The following is a 15,592-nucleotide window of genomic DNA, read 5'->3' as shown; positions in this document are numbered from 1 at the left end:
CCGGGTCAGCTCAGGCGGAGGGCCGTGGTGATGGTCTTGCCGTCGGCCCGGGTGGTGCAGTCCACGCGCTCGGCCAGACGCTGGACGAGGGGCCAGCCGTAACCGCCGGGGTGCTCGGCCGACCCCGTGCGGGCCGTGGGCGGGAGGGGGTTGGCGTCCGCGACCGACAGGCGCAGGACGCCGTCCGCTATGTCGGCCCGGAAGGCGGTGACGCCGTGGCCGTGCCGGATCGCGTTGGTGACCAGCTCCGAGGTGACGAGCAGGGCGTCCGCGGCCGGGACGCTGTCGAGGCTGACGCCCGCGAGGAGCAGCAGTTCCCGGACGTGTTCCCGGGCCGCGGCCGCCGACTCGGGCGGCGGTGTGGCGGGCCGGGCGCCGAGCCCTTCCTCGGGCTGCCGCCGCGCGCCGTGGAGCGGCCGGGACGGCAGGGGTGGGTGGTTCATGCTCATCGCCTGCCCATCGCCGAACGGGTCGTACCGTGCCGCCGCGTCCCGGGGCGTCCGGTGGGGGTCAGCACGTCATCGCCGTCGCGAGGCTGTCGGCCATGCGGAAGGCATGTGCGGCTCCCGTGACGTCCAACAGCCTGCGGACGGCGGTCTGCAGCGGGCCGGCGAGGACGAGCACGCGGCCGCGGGCGGCGTGGGCCCGCTGCGCGGCGAGCAGCGCGTGCAGCACCGAGGAGTCCACGAAAGGGGTACCCGACAGGTCCACGACGGTGCGCGGCGGGCCGCCCTGCGCCGCCTGCCCGAGGGCCCGGGCCAGCAACGGCGTGTCGTCCTCGTCGACTTCGCCCTGCAGGCGGATGACGGTCGCTTCGCGTTCTGTGGTCGTGGTGACGACCGCTTTCCCTCCGGTCACCGGACCATCCTCCCCCACCGCGCGCGGTATATCCGTACCGGGTACCGCGCATCCGGTCACCCGTACCGCCGTCACCCGGGGGGATGAGTCCTCCCACGTGCGCGGGGGTCCGGTTGCACGGCGTACGGCCCATGGAGGATGGTTGCCGTAGGACAACTGTTGTTCCGAGGTCTTTCCGACGTGATGAACACGATGAAGGGGTGAGGGGTCCGCGCAGCGGGCCTTCAGCGTTTGGTTCCTTCCACCGAGACGACGTCGAATTCGCCGACCGGGGCCCGGCCGTGGGGCCAGGCCCCCTACCCGGTGCTGGTGGCCGACGCGGACGCGGTCGTGGTCCACGTCAACGAGGCGGCGGGGCTGGTGTTCCCCGACGCCCGCCCGGGCGCGGCGCTGGCCGGCGCGGTCCCCGGCTGGCTGGTGTCGGCTCACGCGCGCTGCACCGTCCCCGTCCCCGCGCAGCGCCCGCCGGCCGGTGCCCGGACCGTCCAGGGGCGGGTCGGCGACCGCTCCTATGAGGCGCACCCGACGCCTCATGACGACGGCACGGTCGCGTGGTGGCTGGTCGACGACACCGACCACCGCCTGGCCCGGGAGGCCCTGTGGACGGAACGCAAACGCACCGAGTTCCTGGTCCGCTCCTCCAACCTCCTGCTGTCGTCCCTGAACCTCGACCGCTGCATGGACGTCACGGCGCAGATGGCGGCCGACCACCTCGCGGACGCGGCCCTGGTGATCGCCCCCGCGCAGGGCCTCCTGCTCCCCGTCGTCTCGTGCGTCCGCGGCGGCAGCCCGTCGGTGTCGCGCGTCGCCGTCGACCCCGGGGAGGTGCCGGGGCTGGCCGAGGCGCTCCAGGGCTTCCCGCCGGTCCCGTCCCGGTGGCTCGACCCGTCCGCCGCGCCCGCCTGGCTGGTCCCGGAGGGTCTCGTCGCCCTCGGATCGATCGTGATCACGCCCCTGCCCGGGCACGGAGTGCCCGCGGGCGCCCTGGTGCTGCTGCGCAACGGCGGCGCCGAGGCGTTCACGGAGGGCGAGGAGGTGTTCGCGCGGCTGTTCGCCGCCCGCGCCGGCGCCGCGATGTCGGCCGCCCGGCTCTACGCGGAGCAGGCGTCGATCACCGACACGCTGATGCGCGAGCTCCTGCCGCCCTCGCTGCACCAGGTCTGCGGGGTGGAGTACGCCGGCGGCTACCGGCCGTCGAAGGACCACGAGCGGGTGGGCGGCGACTTCTACGACGTCCACCCCGCCACCGGTGAGGGCGCGCCCTCCCTGGTCGTCCTCGGCGACGTGTGCGGCAAGGGGCTGGAGGCCGCGGTGATGACCGGCAAGATCCGCAACACGCTGCACGCCCTCCTGCCGATGGCCGACGACCACCACCGGATGCTCAGCCTGCTCAACACCTCGCTGCTGAACACCGAGAACGCCCGCTTCGCCACCATGGTGCTCGCCTCCGCGGCCCGGGACGGCAACGCCGTACGGCTGCGCCTGACGAGCGCCGGGCACCCCGCGCCGCTGATCCTGCGCTCCGACGGCCGGGTGGAGGAGGCACGCACCAAGGGCACCCTGGTGGGCGCGCTGCCCGAGATCACCACGCAGACGGCCCGGGTGACCCTCGCCCCCGGGGACACCTGTGTGCTGTACACCGACGGAATCAGCGAGGCACGGGGAGGGCCCATGGGCGGTGCGATGTTCGGAGAGGAGCGGCTGCGCCGCGCTCTGTCGCAGTGCGCGGCGATGCCCGCCGAGGCGGTGGTGGAGCACGTCCAGATGCTCACCTCTCAGTGGGTGGGGGCGGGCCGCCACGACGACATGGCCGTCGTCGTCATCGCGGCGCCGCGCACCAACCACCTCAGTGCCGTGGACGGCCACACCCGCGGGCGGTTCACCGCGTGAGCCCCTACGACACCACGGCACCGGCCCCCTCCCCTGCCTCCCCCGGGACCGCCGCGCCGCCGGCCACGGCCGGTGAACTCCGCGCGCGGGTGTGGGAGTCCGTGATGGCGCTCGACGAGTCCGCCGCGATCGGCGCGGTGGTCCGCGCGCTGGAGGAGGGCATGGGCGCCGAGGACCTCCTGCTCGACGTCATCGCCTCCGTGCAGCGGCGGGTCGGCCGGGAGTGGGCGGCCGACCGCATCACGGTGGCCCAGGAGCACGCCGCCACCGCCATCAACGACCGGGCCGTCACGGCCCTCACCCTGCACCCCTCGGCGCAGACGGCGCCGACGCGCGGCCGTGTCGCGGTGGCCTGCGTGGAGGGCGAATGGCACGCCCTGCCGGCCCGGCTGCTGGCCGAGGTACTGCGTCTCAGGGGCTGGCGCGTCGACTACCTTGGGGCGCAGGTGAGCGCCCCGCACCTCGTCGCACACCTGCACCGGACCGGGCCGGACCTCGTCGCCCTCTCCGGCTCCCTCGCGACGCGGCTGCCCGCCGCCCACGCCGCCATCACCGCCTGCCAGGCCGTCGGGACCCCCGTGCTCGTGGGTGGGGCCGCCTTCGGCCCCGGGAGCCGCTACGCCCGCCTGCTCGGCGCGGACGGCTGGGCGCCGGACGCCCGGGCCGCCGCCGACGCGCTGGCCCGTGGCCCGCTGCCGCGGGTCCGCCCCGGCCACCACGCCATCGACGACCTGCCCCACCTCAGGGACCAGGAGTACACCCTGGTCGCCCGCAGCCGCCCGCAGCTGGTCGGCTCCGTGTTCGGGCAACTGGCGGACGCCTGCCCGGCGATGCGCACCTACTCCGAGGTCCAGCGCGAGCACACGGCCGAGGACCTCTCCCACATCGTCGAATTCCTCGCCGCCGCCCTCTACACCGGGGACGAGGACCTCTTCTGCGGCTTCCTGGAATGGACCGCCGGAGTCCTCGACGCCCGAGGGGTCCCGTCCGCCTCACTGCGGCCCGCGCTGGAGCTCCTGGGACGGGAGCTCCAGGACTTCCCCCGCGCCACCGCCATCCTGCGGGCCGGAGCCGCCCGCCTGACCCGTACCCCCCTCTCCCCTGCCGGGACCGCTGAATGACGAGCACGCCCTCCGCCCCGTTCGGCCTGACGTACTCCGCCGCCCAGGACACGGTGCGCGTCGAGCTGAGCGGCGACCTCGACCACCTCCACGCGGACCTCCTCCTCGCGGCCGTGGACGAGGTACTCACCGTCCATGCCGGGCTCGGCCACCTGCGGCTGGACTGCGCCGGGCTGTCGGCCGTCGACTCCAGCGGCCTGGCCGCGCTGCTGATGGTCCGCCGGCGCACCGGCGGGGCGGGCGCGGACCTGCACCTCGACGCGCGGACGGTACAGCTCGACCGCCTGCTGGAGGTCACCGGCACGCTGGAGTACCTCACGGCTCCTGCCGCGCGCCCGCAGGCGCGGCGCCGCGCCGGCCGCGGCCCCGCGCGCGGCGGTCCGGCGGACGAGAACCAGTCGGCGGCTCCTCCCTCCGGCGTCGCGGAGCCGCACGTCTGAGCCGGCCGCACCGGAGGCCGGCCGGTTCGGGCTGCGGCCGTGGTGGTGCGGGGCCGCCGGGCGGCCTCNGCCTCGGGCCGTGGTCGGACGGGCCGCCGGACCGGGCCGAGGGGGCTGCGTGGCCGGGCCGGATCCGCGGGGAGGCGTGGACGCGGGCCGCGGGTGTGCCTGCGGCGGGACGACGGAACGGTGCCGTGGCGGTGGCCCGCAGACGGCACCCCCAGGCGCGGGTCCTGGCGACGCCCCGGTCGGCGGCGGCCCGGTCCGGCCGGCTGCCCCCGCTCCGGGCGGACAGGGCGGCGTCCCTTGATAACCTGCGTCGATGGACGAGGTGTTGGACGAAGGTCCCTTCTTTCACGGCACGAAGGCCGATTTGCAGGTCGGAGACCATCTCACCGCGGGTTTCCGTTCCAACTACCGGCCCGAGATCGTGATGAACCACATCTACTTCACGGCGTTGCGCGACGGCGCGGGACTCGCCGCCGAACTCGCCGCGGGTGACGGGAAGCCGCGCGTGTACGTCGTCGAGCCGACCGGCGCGTTCGAGAACGACCCCAACGTCACCGACCGGAAGTTCCCCGGCAACCCCACCCGCTCCTACCGCAGCAGGCACCCGCTGCGGGTGGTCGGCGAGGTCACCGACTGGACACGGCAGACGCCCGAGGCCCTCCAGGTGTGGCGGGACCGTCTGGCCGCCATCCGCACGGACGACCGCGCCGAGATCATCAACTGACGCCGCATCAGGCGACGTTGCGACGCGTCGTCCGGTGGTGCTCGGGGCGGCACGCGTGCGGGTCTCCTCTCGTGCGGATCTCGTGGGTCCGCTTCTTGCGGCCCGGTCTGGGTAGCCGGGCCGTGACAGGAACGCGCGGCAGGTGCACGAGGAGGAACGATGATCAAGCAGGAGCAGCTGGCGGCCATGGCGGGGTGTGCGGCCTATACGGAGGGCGGCCAGCGGGTCGGCGGGGTGGAGTACGTGCTGGTGGACGACACCACCGGCAGGCCCGAGTGGGTGCGGATCACCGACCGGGCGTCCGGCCTGGGAGGGGTGTTCGCCCCGCTGCGGCACGCCGTGCTGGAGCAGGAGCGGCTTGTGCTGCCGTACGCCGTCTCGCTGATCGAACGGGCTCCGTGCGCGGCGCTCGACTGCGGGAGCGTGCTGACCGTGGCGGAGGAGCAGCGGCTGTTCGCGCACTACGGGCTGACGGACGTCCGCGAGGAGGTGAACGCCGAGCCCGGTTCGGGCTGGAGCCGGATGGACCGGGCGGACACCATCCGCGAGGGGACCGCGGGCCGGGAGGCCCGGGTGTCGCGGCTGCGGCCGGCGCGGCCCGGCCGGTGAGCGGCTGAACCGGGAGGGCGGAGCGGGCGTACCCGGCCCCGCCTACTCGCCCGGGCGGGCGCGCACGGCGTTGAACTGGGCTCCGGCAAGGAGGGCCAGATTGGTGACCCACAGCCACACCAGGAACACGATGGTCCCGGCCAGTGAGCCGTACAGCCGGTTGTGGGTGCCCGCCCCGGCGTAGAGGGCGGCGACGTCGTCCCAGAGCCGGACCGCGGTGCGGCGCAGCGCCGCGGCGATCCGCCCGGCGGGGGTCCAGTGTCCGGGGGTGCGCCGGTGCGCGCCGAGGGCGTCGGGTGCCACGGACCGCTCCTGCCCCGGCATGCGCGACGGATGCCCCGTCAGTTTTGGCTTTTTTCAAGGCCGTTGCGGCCGGGCCGGGTGCGTCGGCGCCGTTCGGCGGGGTACACGCGGCTGCACGGTACGAAGCCGGTCATGGAGGGAGCGGTCGACGGACCTGCGCGGGAAGCTCGCCGCGTTGCGCCAGGCGAAGGGGAGGCGGCGGACGGAGGAGGTGGAGAGGGCCCGGGAGAGGGCCCGGGAGCGTGCCCCCGTCGTCGGGCCGCCCACGCGGCCCGTGCTGCGGGCCCTGGCGGTGCTGGCCGCCTTCGCCGGGACGGTGCTGTTCAGCCTGGCCCTGGCCCACGTCACCCTGGAGCCGTCGGCGGCGTCGGCCGGGCTGGTGCACAGCAACACCCGCCCGGGCGCCTCGATCGGCCCGTACCTCGACGGCGTGTCCGTCCGGGAGGCCGCCGAGCAGCTCGGCGGGAACGTCCTGCTCGGCGTTCCCTTCGGGGTGCTGCTCCCGGTGCTCCTGCCGCAGGCCCGCGGGCTGGTGAGGGTGGCGGCGGTGACGGCCGTGGTGATGACGCTCGTCGAACTGATCCAGGGCGCGCTGGTCACCGGGCGCGCCTTCGACGTGGACGACGTCATCCTCAACACCACGGGAGCACTGCTCGGCTACCTCCTGCTGGGCCGCCGGATGGGCCGGGCCGTCCACCCCCGCCGCCACCACTGGTGGCACCGCCTGACGCGCCGCGGCGGCCGCGCCCCCGCCGGCGGGTCCGCCCCGGTGCCGCCGGCCCGATAGGGAAGCGGATGCGACACGGGGAGAACGGAGGGACGAGATGGGTGAGATGCTGATCGGGACGTGTTCCTGGACGGACAAGGCCCTCGTGGGCAGCGGGTGGTACCCGCCCGGGCGCCGCGACCCGGAGGGGCGGCTGCGGCATTACGCCGAACGGTTCCCCGTGGTGGAGGTCGACTCCGGCTACTACGCCCTCCCCAGCGTGCGCAACGGCATCCTCTGGGCCGAACGCACCCCGCCGGGCTTCCTCTTCGACGTCAAGGCGTTCTCCCTCCTCACCGGCCACCCGACCCGCAAGGCCGCCCTGCCCGCCGACCTCCGCGGCTACGACGCCGGGGATCCCGAACTCCTCGACGAGGTCTGGCACCGTTTCGGCGCGGCCCTCCGACCGCTCGCGGACGCCGGCCGGCTGGGCGCCGTGCTGTTCCAGTTCCCGCCCCGGTTCACTCCCGGCCCGGCGGCGGAGGCCGTGCTGCACCGCACCAGGAAGCGGGCGGCGCGGTGGCCCGTGGCCGTGGAGTTCCGCCACCCCGACTGGTGGCGCGAGGACCGCCGGGAGCGCACCAGCGACCTGTTGCGGGACCTGGACGCCACCGCCGTGGCGGTGGACACCGCCCAGGGGCTGCCCACCTCGATGCCGCCGGTCACCCCGGTGACCTCCCCGGCGCTCGGAGTGGTCCGCTTCCACGGCCGCAGCGCGGGCTGGGGAGCCGGCGGCAAGGAGGACCGTTTCCGGCACGCGTACACCCGGGAGGAGCTGCGCGGCTGGCTCCCGCGCCTGCGCTCCGTGGCGGACCGCGTCGACCGGCTGCACGTGCTGTTCAACAACTGCTGCGGTGACGCCGCCGTACGCGCCGCCGAGACCCTGCTCGGCCTGCTGGACCCGCACGAGGCCGCCGCCCCGCGGGCCCGCACGGTCGGACCTATCCTGGAGACGGCGGCCGGAAGTGCGAGCGGCCTCTCGGCCGCCGGGTCCGGGCACGCGCGCGCACCCCTCTCCGTACCACCGCGCCCGCGTGCCGGCTCAGCACCCCGGCGACAACGTGGCTGACCCGCCGGGTCGGCGCAGGCGGGAGGATCGGACCGTGCCGCAGCGAGGTGCAGGGGAACGCCGGATCGTGCTCGTCAGGCATGCCGAGGCGGTGCCCAAACACGTCACGGAGGACTTCGACCGCGCGCTCAGCGACCGCGGCTCCCACGATGCGCCGTTGGCGGGCGACTGGCTGGAGCGGTCCGGCTTCGCCGTGGACCTGGCCCTGTGTTCCCCGGCCCGGCGGACCCGCCAGACCTGGCAGCTGATGCTGCCCCGACTGAGCCAACCGCCGCCCACCGTCTACCAGGACCGCCTGTACGAGGCCGAGGCGCACGACCTGCTCTCCGCCGTGAGGGGGGTGGCGGCCGAGGTGACCGGGCTGGTGCTGGTGGTCCACAACCCGGCGGTCCACGACCTCGCCAAGAACCTGTGCGACGGCGGCCCGGAACCGCTCGTAGGGCGTCTGCGGACCGCCTTTCCCAAGTCCGCCGTCGCCGTGCTGACCTTCGACGGCGGCTGGGGCGACGTCGGGCCCCGCGCGGCGCGCCTGGCCGCCTTCTGGGCGCCGGGCGACGCCGACTGACCGGGCCGGGGCGGCGGGGCCTCGCCCGCGCGGCGCAGGACCGCGCATCAGCCAGCCGGTGACCCGGCGGATTCCCGGTGCCTCACCCCTTCACCACCCGCTCCAACCGCTCCCCCTCACTATGTATATCGCCAGCCACACGAACGGCCCCACTATCAGAACGATCAGCAGCAGACAGCACGGTACCCGGGACGGCCCCTTGAGGGGCTTGGCTGCTACCTGCGGGGCCACTCGGCGCACATCGTCGGCGTTGTACGACACCTTGCTGGCGTACCCCGTAGTGGTCGGCCAGCTGTCCGTTGCCATCCGCACCCCATAGGCCAGCGCGTTCACATACACCGAGTGAGGACGGACACCCGGCCACAAGTAGCTCACCTCGCGAGCCGTCAGCATGACCTTTTCTTCGCGCGCCACAATCCGTCCTTCCCCCGGCGACGAGACCATGAACTGTCTCACGAACAGGCAGAGTTCGTCCCCCCATCGAAGCGCGCTGGAGTGCTTCCCGGCGGCCGGATCCTGGTCACCGCCGCTCGTGGGACGGGGCGTGAAGGGTGACGGTGGCGGTGCGCAGGAGGAACTCCTGCGCACGGTCCCAGCTCCAGCCGGCCTCCGCCACCAGCGTGCGCCAGCCGGCTGGGCCGAACCAGAACCACAGCAGGTCGGCCGTCTCCTCCTGCGAGTACGGGAGCGACGCCAGGGCATGCAGGCGCCGGGCGGCCTCACGCAGCGCGGCGCGGTAGTCCGCCGTGGCGCGTTCCCACAGCACCTCGCCGTCCTCGTGGGAGGGCAACGCCTTGCGGATCGCCTCGTGGACGGCGTACTTGCTCTCGTTGCCGGTGCGGGTGCCACGGGCCACCGCTTCCAGGACGGCAACGGGGTCCTGTGCGACGCGCACGGACCGCAGGGCTCGTTCGTGGCCGGAATCCCGGACGGCCGCGTCGACGATCTCGTTGAGGATGTCGCTCTTGCTGCCGAGGCTCGCGAAGACCGTCTTGGGTGAGACACCGGCCCCGGCGGCGATGTCCCCGACGGTCACCCGGCCGTAGCCGCGGTCGGCGAACAGGCCGGTCGCCGACCGCAGGATCAGCTCGCGCGTGTGCGCGGCCGCCTGTTCCCGCCGGGGGGACACGTAACTGCGCTTCGTAGGCATGGGGTCAGTGTAGCCACTCGAGAGGCGCTTGAACTATTCAATAGGCTATGCCTAACCTCAATTTCGACCCTCCGGAAGAGAGACGGGATCCCGATGCGGAACGAAGTCACGGACGCGGCGCTGGGCCTCTTCAAGGTCCTGGAGACCGGGGAAGCGGCACTGGCCGCCCAGTACGTACACGCCGATTTCAGCAACCGGGAAGCGGGCGTCTCCCCTGCCGCCTGCGCGCTGCCCGGCCCGGCCGGGGTCCTCGCCTCGGGGGCGTGGATGCGCTCGGCCTTCAGCGACCTGCGCTTCCCCGTCCTCGACGTGGCCCACGAGGGCGACCGGGCATGGGTGCGGCTGCGGATGCAGGGGCAGCACACCGGCCCCTTCGTCCTCTACCGCGACGGTGCCCTCGACCGGGCCATCCCGCCGACGGGCGCCCGGATCGACTACGAGCACGTCCACGTGCTGCGTCTGCGCGACGACAAGGTGGTGCGCCACGAGGCCGTACGCGACGACCTCACCCTGCTCGGCCAGCTCGGCGTCCTGCCGCCCGGCCTCACCGTCCTGCGGGCACTCGCCTGGAAACTGACCGGGCGCGCCGGCCGGGCCGCGGCGGGAACGGCCGCGACGGCTGCCCGCGCCGCGGGCCTCGCACACGCCTGAGGCCGTCGCCGGGCGGCGCGGGGGGGGGTGGGCCTGGCCCGCGGAAACGCGCCGGGGGCCGGTCAGGTGCACGGGGATCCGGGCGACGCGGGAGTCCCCGCTACCCCGCGGCCCCGAAGGTCCACACGGCGCGGTCGCCGGGGCCGACGACGAGGGTCGAGTGGCCGATGCGCTCCTCGTGGCGGTACGCCACCGGGTGGTTGAGGGACATCTCGACCTCGCGCAGCCCGGCCTGCTCGCGCGCCACGGGGTCCAGGTGGATGGTGGTGCCCCCGCCCTGCGCCAGGGCGCTGCCGTTGGGGAGTTCGCGCACCGTGAAGCCGCCCGCCCGGAGCAGGGGCAGGGTGGCGGCCAGGTCGCGGGCGGTGACCGCGAGGCGGATCGAGGTCACGTCGCGCATCAGGTGGTCGCGGTAGCCGTCGGGCAGGTACCGTTCGCGGCCGACGTCCCCGGGGTACGAGGCCGGTTCGGTGTTGCTGCGTGGGTCGGCGAAGTACTCGGGGAGGTATTCCATGCCCCAGGCGCCGAAGCCGTCGTACTGGCCGGTGGTGAAGACGGCGTCGAACCAGGGCACGGGGATCCCGTCGCCGAAGTCCCGGGTCTGCCGGAAGGTGATCGGATTCGGCACGCCCTGGTCGTGGAGGCGGGCGGTGACCGTGGCGAGGTCGCCGGCCCGTTCGGCGGAGATCCCCATTCCGCCGGCGCCCAGGGTGCCGTCCTGGCCGGGGACGTCACCGACGCCGAACAGCTCGAGGTAGGTCTCGCGCCCCCTCAGGTAGCGGCCGGTCCAGGTCTCGCCGCCCGAGCCGGTCGTGGTGCGGACCTGGAAGTCCGCGAAGTCGCGCAGGTAGGCGGAGTGCTCGATGGCGTCGGCGGTCTCCCGGTCGAGCACGCCGTATGCGTGGTTGAAGAAGAGCAGTTGACGAGCCGTCGGCGGCGGCCCTTCCTCCAGCGCCGACGCGATACCGCTGGTGCCGCCGGCCCACCCGGCCAGTGCCACGGCGAGGATCATGAACACGTGCAACAGTCGTCGAAGTCGCATGCGGGTGATCGTAGGCGGCGCGGACCGCGTCCACTTGTGCTTTTCCGGTGCGCAAAGCAGGAGGAGCCTTCCGGTTGAGCGGCCGTCAGGTCCGCGGCCGTCGGCCGGGCCCGCGGGTCCGGCCGACGGCCCGTGGGTCAGGCGGCCGCCCCCACTGCGGTCAGCCAGGCGTTCCAGTCGCTCTCGTAGTCCAGCGACGTGAGGTAGGAGCGGGCGGCGGTCCAGTTCCCGGTGCGGTAGTGGCCGAGGACGGTGGCCACGTCGGCCGGGTGTCTTTCGATCATGTAACGGGCGGCGAGGTAGCCCCAGTTGTAGGTGCGGTTGACGTCGCTGTTGGCGTAGGTGGTGTCGAACAGCGTGCGCAGGGAGTACGTGTGCCTGGCCGCCTCGGCCAGCGCGGCGGTGTAGGGGACGCCGCGGTAGGAGTAGGAGACGTACTCGGCGAGGCCCTCGCTCCACCACACGGTCGGGGTGGTCTGGCCGGCGCTGAAGTCGCCGTACATGTCGAAGCGGCCGTCGAGGTAGTGGGTGTACTCGTGGTTGAGGTTCCATATCTGCCAGCCGGGGCTGACGTCGGTGCGCTCGTAGCATATGAACCGCGGCTGGTTGCCCGTCGTGGAGGGGTCTCCCTCCAGGTACATGCCGCCGTTGTTGGTGTCGATGCCGTAGATCCTGCCCGCGTAGGTCTTGTAGTCGGCGCTGGAGTTGAAGACGTCGACCTCGAGCGTGGTGTTGTGGTCGTCGGCGACGGGGCCGGGGTCCTTGACCACGCTGTGGAAGTAGGCGTCCTGGTTGGCGAGGCTCGCGCAGGTCGCCGTCAGCTGGTCGGCGGTCATCTCCTGGGCCCGTATCCGCAGGGTGGGGCCGCAGGTGTGGACGATCGGCAGGATGCGTGATTCCAGCTTGCCGCCGGTTGTCCCGGTCGGGCTGGAGGCGCCGTTCGCGATGCCGTGGGCCGGGCGTTGGGCCGGGTCGGCGAAGGCGTGGCCCGGCGTGGGGTCGGCCGGGGCCGCCTGGGCGGCCTGGGTGGGGGACGCCGCGAGGGCGGCGGTGAGCAGGGCTGTGGCGATGGCCAACGCGCGCAAGATTCGCTCCTGTTGAGGAAGGAGGTCCCGTCTGCTGACGGCTGCGCTGTAACATGGCACATGTCACATGGCTCATCAATGGTTTGGACAGCTTCAGATGCCCTCGTGCGCCGGGCCGGCCCGGGCGGGGGGAAGTGGTCGCCCGCCGCCGCGGTCACCGCGGGACGGGCGAAGGGCGGTCGCTCAGACGAGGTTCTTCTCCAGGGCGGCGACGTACTGCTTGACGGGGTGGTCCCGCAGGGCGTCGCCGGCGGGGGCCAGCAGATCGGCGGTGGCACCCTTCACGTGGTCGCCGAGGGCGCCGAGGAGCGGCATGGAGGCGCGGACGCGGCCGGACGCGTCGATGTAGTGGAGGGTCTCGACGTGGGTGTAGGCGGGTTCCGGGGGGAGCTGGGGGACGATGTCGTTGTTGTTGACGTAGCGGTGCAGACGGTCCTTGAAGCCCTTGTTGCAGGAGGCGGCCAGGAGCCGGTCGCAGGTGCGGGGCTGGCCGTAGGTGTAGATGCCGTCCGCCTGCAGGCGCGGCTCTTCGAGGTACATGCGGCAGCCCGCCAGCATCGCCAGCGCGCCGCCGAGGCTGTGACCGGTGAACCACACGCTCTGGTCGTTGTCGCGGAAGTCGGCGACGGCCTCCTTCACGGCGGGGAAGACCGAGTCGAGGGCCCGGCCGAAGCCGTAGTGGATGTAGCCGGTGTTCCCCGGGCCCGGGTAGGGCGGGGTGGTCGCGTCGGAGAGCCAGTCGCGGATCTGCGCGGGCTCGGTGCCCCGGAAGCCCGTGATGATCATCTTGTCGCTGGCGACCGTGTAGGCCTGGGTGTCCTCCAGGGGGAACGGCGGTGTGAAACGGGTGTGGTGATGACGCACCCGGTCGAAGCCCCACTCCCGGGCGGTCGCCGCAACGGTCGCCTCGTCCTTGTAGGCCAGGGCCGCGGCCTTGGCCATGCCGTAGGCGAGCCGGGGACTGTGCTTGCGCGCGTCGTGGTCGATGCCGGTCGGTGCTGACACGGGGTTGCCTTTCCGTCGTCGGTTCCCTCCCGCCCGGGCACCCGGTCGCACCGCACCCGGACGCGGGCCGACGCCGGCCGGCCCGCCGGCAGCGGCGCGGCAGGGCGCGGCCCCCGGGCGGGCCTCCGGACAGGCGGGTGGCCCGCACGAGGACCCGGGGCGTGGCGGAGGGCGGTCCCCGCGACGCTAGCCACCCCGCGCCCCGTGCCCGGCCGCCGCCACACGTTCAGGTGGGGCAGAAACGATCGACCGCCACCCGAACGGCACACCGCGGCCGCGGGCCGGCCACGCGGGGGCTCCCGCCGCGCGGACCCGGTCCCGCTCCCCGGCCGGCGGAGGGCCGCCGCTCCCACGCTTCTACGACGTCGTGGGATTCCTCATGGCTCAGCCGACGGGGCCGAACGGGGTGCTCGCCGTGTCCTCGGAGTCGATGGCCGCGAACTCCGCTTCGAAGCCGGGGCGCAGGTTGCGCTCCAGCAGGGCGCGGTCGCCGTAGGCGCCGGACACGGCCCGGTGGAACTCGACGGCTTCCCTGATCCCGCGCCTCGGGGTCTGAGCAGCCGCACGCGCTCTTCCCGGCGCGGACACCGGTCCGCTCGGCGGGTGCCCCTCCGCCGGATGGGGAGGGGTCCCGTCGGGGAGCGACCGCTTCAGCGCGCTTACGCGTGCCCGGCGTCCAGGACGGCCTCGCCCAGCAGGCGGGCCGTGTCGGCGACGAGCTTGCTGTCGTTCGGGCCCTGCGGCGCCTCCGGCCTGGTCGTCAGGACCGCCATCACCACGGGCACACCGGCCGGGCTCCAGACCACGCCCACGTCGTTGGCGACTCCGTAGGCGTTTCCGCCGCCGGTCTTGTCGGCCAGGGTCCAGCCGGGCAGGCCCGCCTTGAACCGCTGGGTGTTGGTGGTGTTGGCGAGCAGCCAGCCGGTGATCCGGTCCCGGTCCTTGCGGGCCAGTGCGTTCCCGAGCAGCAGCCGGACGTAGGTCTCCCCGATGGCGCGTGGGCTGGTGGTGTCCTCCACGCGCCAGGGCTCGGCGGAGTTCAGGGTCGGTTCCCAGCGGTCGAGCCGGGTCACGCGGTCGCCGAGGGACCGGGCGAAGCGGGTGATGCCGGTCGGCCCGCCCAGCTCGCGCAGGAGCAGGTTGCCCGCGAGGTTGTCGCTCTGGCTCACCGCGGCCGCGCACAGGGCCTCGATCGTCATTCCGTCCGCCACGTGGTCCTTGGTGACGGGGGCCCATTCGGCCGCCTCCACCTCGGCCGCGGTGTAGTGGACCCGGCGGGCCAGGAACTCCCCGTCGCGGTCGAGGTCCCGCAGGACGGCCGCCGCGGCCAGCGGCTTGAACACCGAGCAGACCGGGAAGGTTTCCTCCGCCCGGTTGGCCACCGTCCGGCCGGTGACCAGGTTGCGGGCGTAGACGCCTATACGGGCGCCGTGCTCCCGTTCCATCTCCCGCAGCCGACGTACGGTGGCCGGGCCCTCGGCCGGTCGAGGGGCCGCGGACGCCTGGCCGGCGGCGCCGAGGCCGAGGGCGGCCAGGCCCCCAGTACCGAGGGCCAGGACCGTGCGACGGGACGGACGGCTTGCCACGCGCTTCACATCGTCTCCTCATCGTTGATCATCACTACGGGAGGAAACACGCGAACCGGTCCAGGACGGTTGCGGTACCGGCATCGGCTCCGGCTCCGGCTCCGGCTCCAGGGTGCCGCTGGCACAATGCCGCGATGGAGTCGATCTTGCAGGCCGCCGGTGAGCTGGTGGGTGGCGAACTGTCCGGGCCGGTCGACCTCGGCGGCAGCTCGCGCAGCACCGTGTTGCGCTGCCGGACGGCCGGCGGCGGCAGTGTGATCGTCAAGGCGTTCGGCAACGAGCCGGAGTCCCTGCGCTGTTTCACGGCCGAGGCCGCCGGGTTGTCCCTCGGGATCTCGGCCCCCGAGGTACTGGGCGTAGACCCGAAGGTTCCGCTCCTGGTGATGGCGGACCTCGGAAACGCGCCCACCCTGGCGGACGTCCTGCTCGGGAACGATCCGGCCCTCGCCGAGAACGGACTGCTGGCCTGGGCCCGGGCGCTCGGGGCGCTGGCGGCGGGATCGGTGCACCGGCGCCCCGATCTCGCACGGCTGTGGTCCCGGTACGACAAGGGCATGCCGTCCTGGGAGGACGAGCCGTGGACCGCACGGAACGCCGCTGCCCTGCCCGCCCTTCTCGACGGCGCCGGGGTCCGCCCTCCGGCGGGCCTGGACGAGGAGTTGAGCCGGATCGGGACGGCCGGCGGGGACGTCCATCCGGCTTTCACCCCGGGTGACACC

At 73.9% G+C, this 15,592-nt stretch carries 19 protein-coding genes and 1 pseudogene; 10 read left to right on the top strand and 10 right to left on the bottom strand.

What is annotated here, in order from left to right; genetic code table 11:
- Positions 1-5: 5 nt before the first annotated feature.
- Both VR44_RS13860 and VR44_RS13855 read right to left on the bottom strand, forming a co-directional pair.
- On the bottom strand, positions 6-443 hold the full coding sequence (locus tag VR44_RS13860) for an ATP-binding protein (RefSeq protein ID WP_094191627.1): 438 nt from the start codon (positions 441-443) through the stop codon (positions 6-8).
- 67 nt (positions 444-510) lie between these two features.
- Positions 511-858: an STAS domain-containing protein gene (locus tag VR44_RS13855; RefSeq protein WP_045947773.1), complete on the bottom strand. Its 348-nt coding sequence runs from the start codon at positions 856-858 to the stop codon at positions 511-513.
- Between the two features lie 303 nt (positions 859-1,161).
- Here VR44_RS13855 and VR44_RS13850 point away from each other — a divergent pair, with 303 nt between their 5' ends.
- The 5 genes from VR44_RS13850 (at position 1,162) to VR44_RS13830 (ending at position 5,651) form a co-directional block, all read left to right on the top strand.
- Complete coding sequence (locus tag VR44_RS13850; RefSeq protein ID WP_094191628.1) at positions 1,162-2,748, top strand: PP2C family protein-serine/threonine phosphatase; 1,587 nt, start codon at positions 1,162-1,164, stop codon at positions 2,746-2,748.
- The gene (locus VR44_RS13845) at positions 2,745-3,869 is read left to right on the top strand and encodes a cobalamin B12-binding domain-containing protein (protein WP_094191624.1); all 1,125 of its coding nucleotides are present in this window, start codon (positions 2,745-2,747) and stop codon (positions 3,867-3,869) included. The genes VR44_RS13850 and VR44_RS13845 overlap by 4 nt, the downstream gene beginning before the upstream one ends.
- Complete coding sequence (locus tag VR44_RS13840; RefSeq protein WP_094191622.1) at positions 3,866-4,309, top strand: STAS domain-containing protein; 444 nt, start codon at positions 3,866-3,868, stop codon at positions 4,307-4,309. Before VR44_RS13845 ends, VR44_RS13840 begins: the two co-directional genes overlap by 4 nt.
- A 322-nt stretch (positions 4,310-4,631) precedes the next feature.
- Positions 4,632-5,042: an NAD(+)--rifampin ADP-ribosyltransferase gene (gene arr, locus VR44_RS13835; protein ID WP_045947772.1), complete on the top strand. Its 411-nt coding sequence runs from the start codon at positions 4,632-4,634 to the stop codon at positions 5,040-5,042.
- Between the two features lie 159 nt (positions 5,043-5,201).
- Positions 5,202-5,651, top strand: coding sequence for a PRC-barrel domain-containing protein (locus VR44_RS13830; RefSeq protein WP_045947771.1), 450 nt, complete (start codon positions 5,202-5,204; stop codon positions 5,649-5,651).
- Between the two features lie 42 nt (positions 5,652-5,693).
- Here VR44_RS13830 and VR44_RS49105 read toward each other — a convergent pair whose 3' ends face one another.
- Positions 5,694-5,954 (bottom strand): YhjD/YihY/BrkB family envelope integrity protein, encoded by a 261-nt coding sequence (locus VR44_RS49105; RefSeq protein ID WP_425424504.1) that lies wholly within the window; start codon positions 5,952-5,954, stop codon positions 5,694-5,696.
- 211 nt (positions 5,955-6,165) lie between these two features.
- On the opposite strand from VR44_RS49105, the gene VR44_RS47120 reads away from it, so the two are divergent.
- From VR44_RS47120 to VR44_RS13810, 3 genes are read left to right on the top strand one after another with little or no spacing between them, the layout of a single operon-like run.
- On the top strand, positions 6,166-6,741 hold the full coding sequence (locus VR44_RS47120; RefSeq protein WP_425424503.1) for a VanZ family protein: 576 nt from the start codon (positions 6,166-6,168) through the stop codon (positions 6,739-6,741).
- Between the two features lie 37 nt (positions 6,742-6,778).
- Positions 6,779-7,789: a DUF72 domain-containing protein gene (locus VR44_RS13815; RefSeq protein WP_063778918.1), complete on the top strand. Its 1,011-nt coding sequence runs from the start codon at positions 6,779-6,781 to the stop codon at positions 7,787-7,789.
- 34 nt (positions 7,790-7,823) lie between these two features.
- A complete protein-coding gene (locus VR44_RS13810; RefSeq protein ID WP_045947769.1) occupies positions 7,824-8,354 on the top strand; it encodes a SixA phosphatase family protein in 531 nt (176 codons plus the stop codon).
- A gap of 90 nt (positions 8,355-8,444) precedes the next feature.
- Here the strand turns inward: VR44_RS13810 and VR44_RS13805 are convergent, their stop codons facing one another.
- Both VR44_RS13805 and VR44_RS13800 read right to left on the bottom strand, forming a co-directional pair.
- Entirely contained in the window at positions 8,445-8,768 is a 324-nt protein-coding gene (locus VR44_RS13805; RefSeq protein WP_045947768.1) for a hypothetical protein, read from the bottom strand.
- 106 nt (positions 8,769-8,874) lie between these two features.
- On the bottom strand, positions 8,875-9,504 hold the full coding sequence (locus tag VR44_RS13800) for a TetR/AcrR family transcriptional regulator (protein ID WP_045947767.1): 630 nt from the start codon (positions 9,502-9,504) through the stop codon (positions 8,875-8,877).
- 93 nt (positions 9,505-9,597) lie between these two features.
- Here VR44_RS13800 and VR44_RS13795 point away from each other — a divergent pair, with 93 nt between their 5' ends.
- The gene (locus VR44_RS13795) at positions 9,598-10,155 is read left to right on the top strand and encodes an ester cyclase (protein ID WP_045947766.1); all 558 of its coding nucleotides are present in this window, start codon (positions 9,598-9,600) and stop codon (positions 10,153-10,155) included.
- A gap of 100 nt (positions 10,156-10,255) precedes the next feature.
- On the opposite strand, the gene VR44_RS13790 is transcribed toward VR44_RS13795, so the two are convergent.
- The 5 genes from VR44_RS13790 to bla all read right to left on the bottom strand — a co-directional run bounded on the left by VR44_RS13790 (position 10,256) and on the right by bla (position 14,882).
- Positions 10,256-11,197, bottom strand: a complete 942-nt coding sequence (locus VR44_RS13790) for a DUF5829 family protein (protein WP_425424502.1) — start codon at positions 11,195-11,197, stop codon at positions 10,256-10,258.
- Positions 11,198-11,334: 137 nt separating this feature from the next.
- Complete coding sequence (locus VR44_RS13785; protein WP_425424501.1) at positions 11,335-12,282, bottom strand: collagenase; 948 nt, start codon at positions 12,280-12,282, stop codon at positions 11,335-11,337.
- Between the two features lie 183 nt (positions 12,283-12,465).
- Positions 12,466-13,287: a lipase family protein gene (locus tag VR44_RS13780; protein ID WP_245691787.1), complete on the bottom strand. Its 822-nt coding sequence runs from the start codon at positions 13,285-13,287 to the stop codon at positions 12,466-12,468.
- A 384-nt stretch (positions 13,288-13,671) separates the two neighbouring features.
- Positions 13,672-13,794: a hypothetical protein gene (locus tag VR44_RS48400; RefSeq protein WP_281187135.1), complete on the bottom strand. Its 123-nt coding sequence runs from the start codon at positions 13,792-13,794 to the stop codon at positions 13,672-13,674.
- Positions 13,795-13,946: 152 nt separating this feature from the next.
- Positions 13,947-14,882: a class A beta-lactamase gene (gene bla / locus VR44_RS13775; protein ID WP_045947764.1), complete on the bottom strand. Its 936-nt coding sequence runs from the start codon at positions 14,880-14,882 to the stop codon at positions 13,947-13,949.
- A 125-nt stretch (positions 14,883-15,007) separates the two neighbouring features.
- Between bla and VR44_RS13770 the strand changes: the two are divergent.
- Positions 15,008-15,592, top strand: a pseudogene (locus VR44_RS13770) (hypothetical protein); the annotation flags it as partial.

This window comes from Streptomyces katrae (assembly GCF_000966975.1).
In the GTDB taxonomy this organism is placed as follows: domain Bacteria; phylum Actinomycetota; class Actinomycetes; order Streptomycetales; family Streptomycetaceae; genus Streptomyces; species Streptomyces katrae.
The sequence above is the reverse complement of the archived record's forward strand: the minus strand, read 5'-3'. Positions and strand labels throughout refer to the sequence as shown.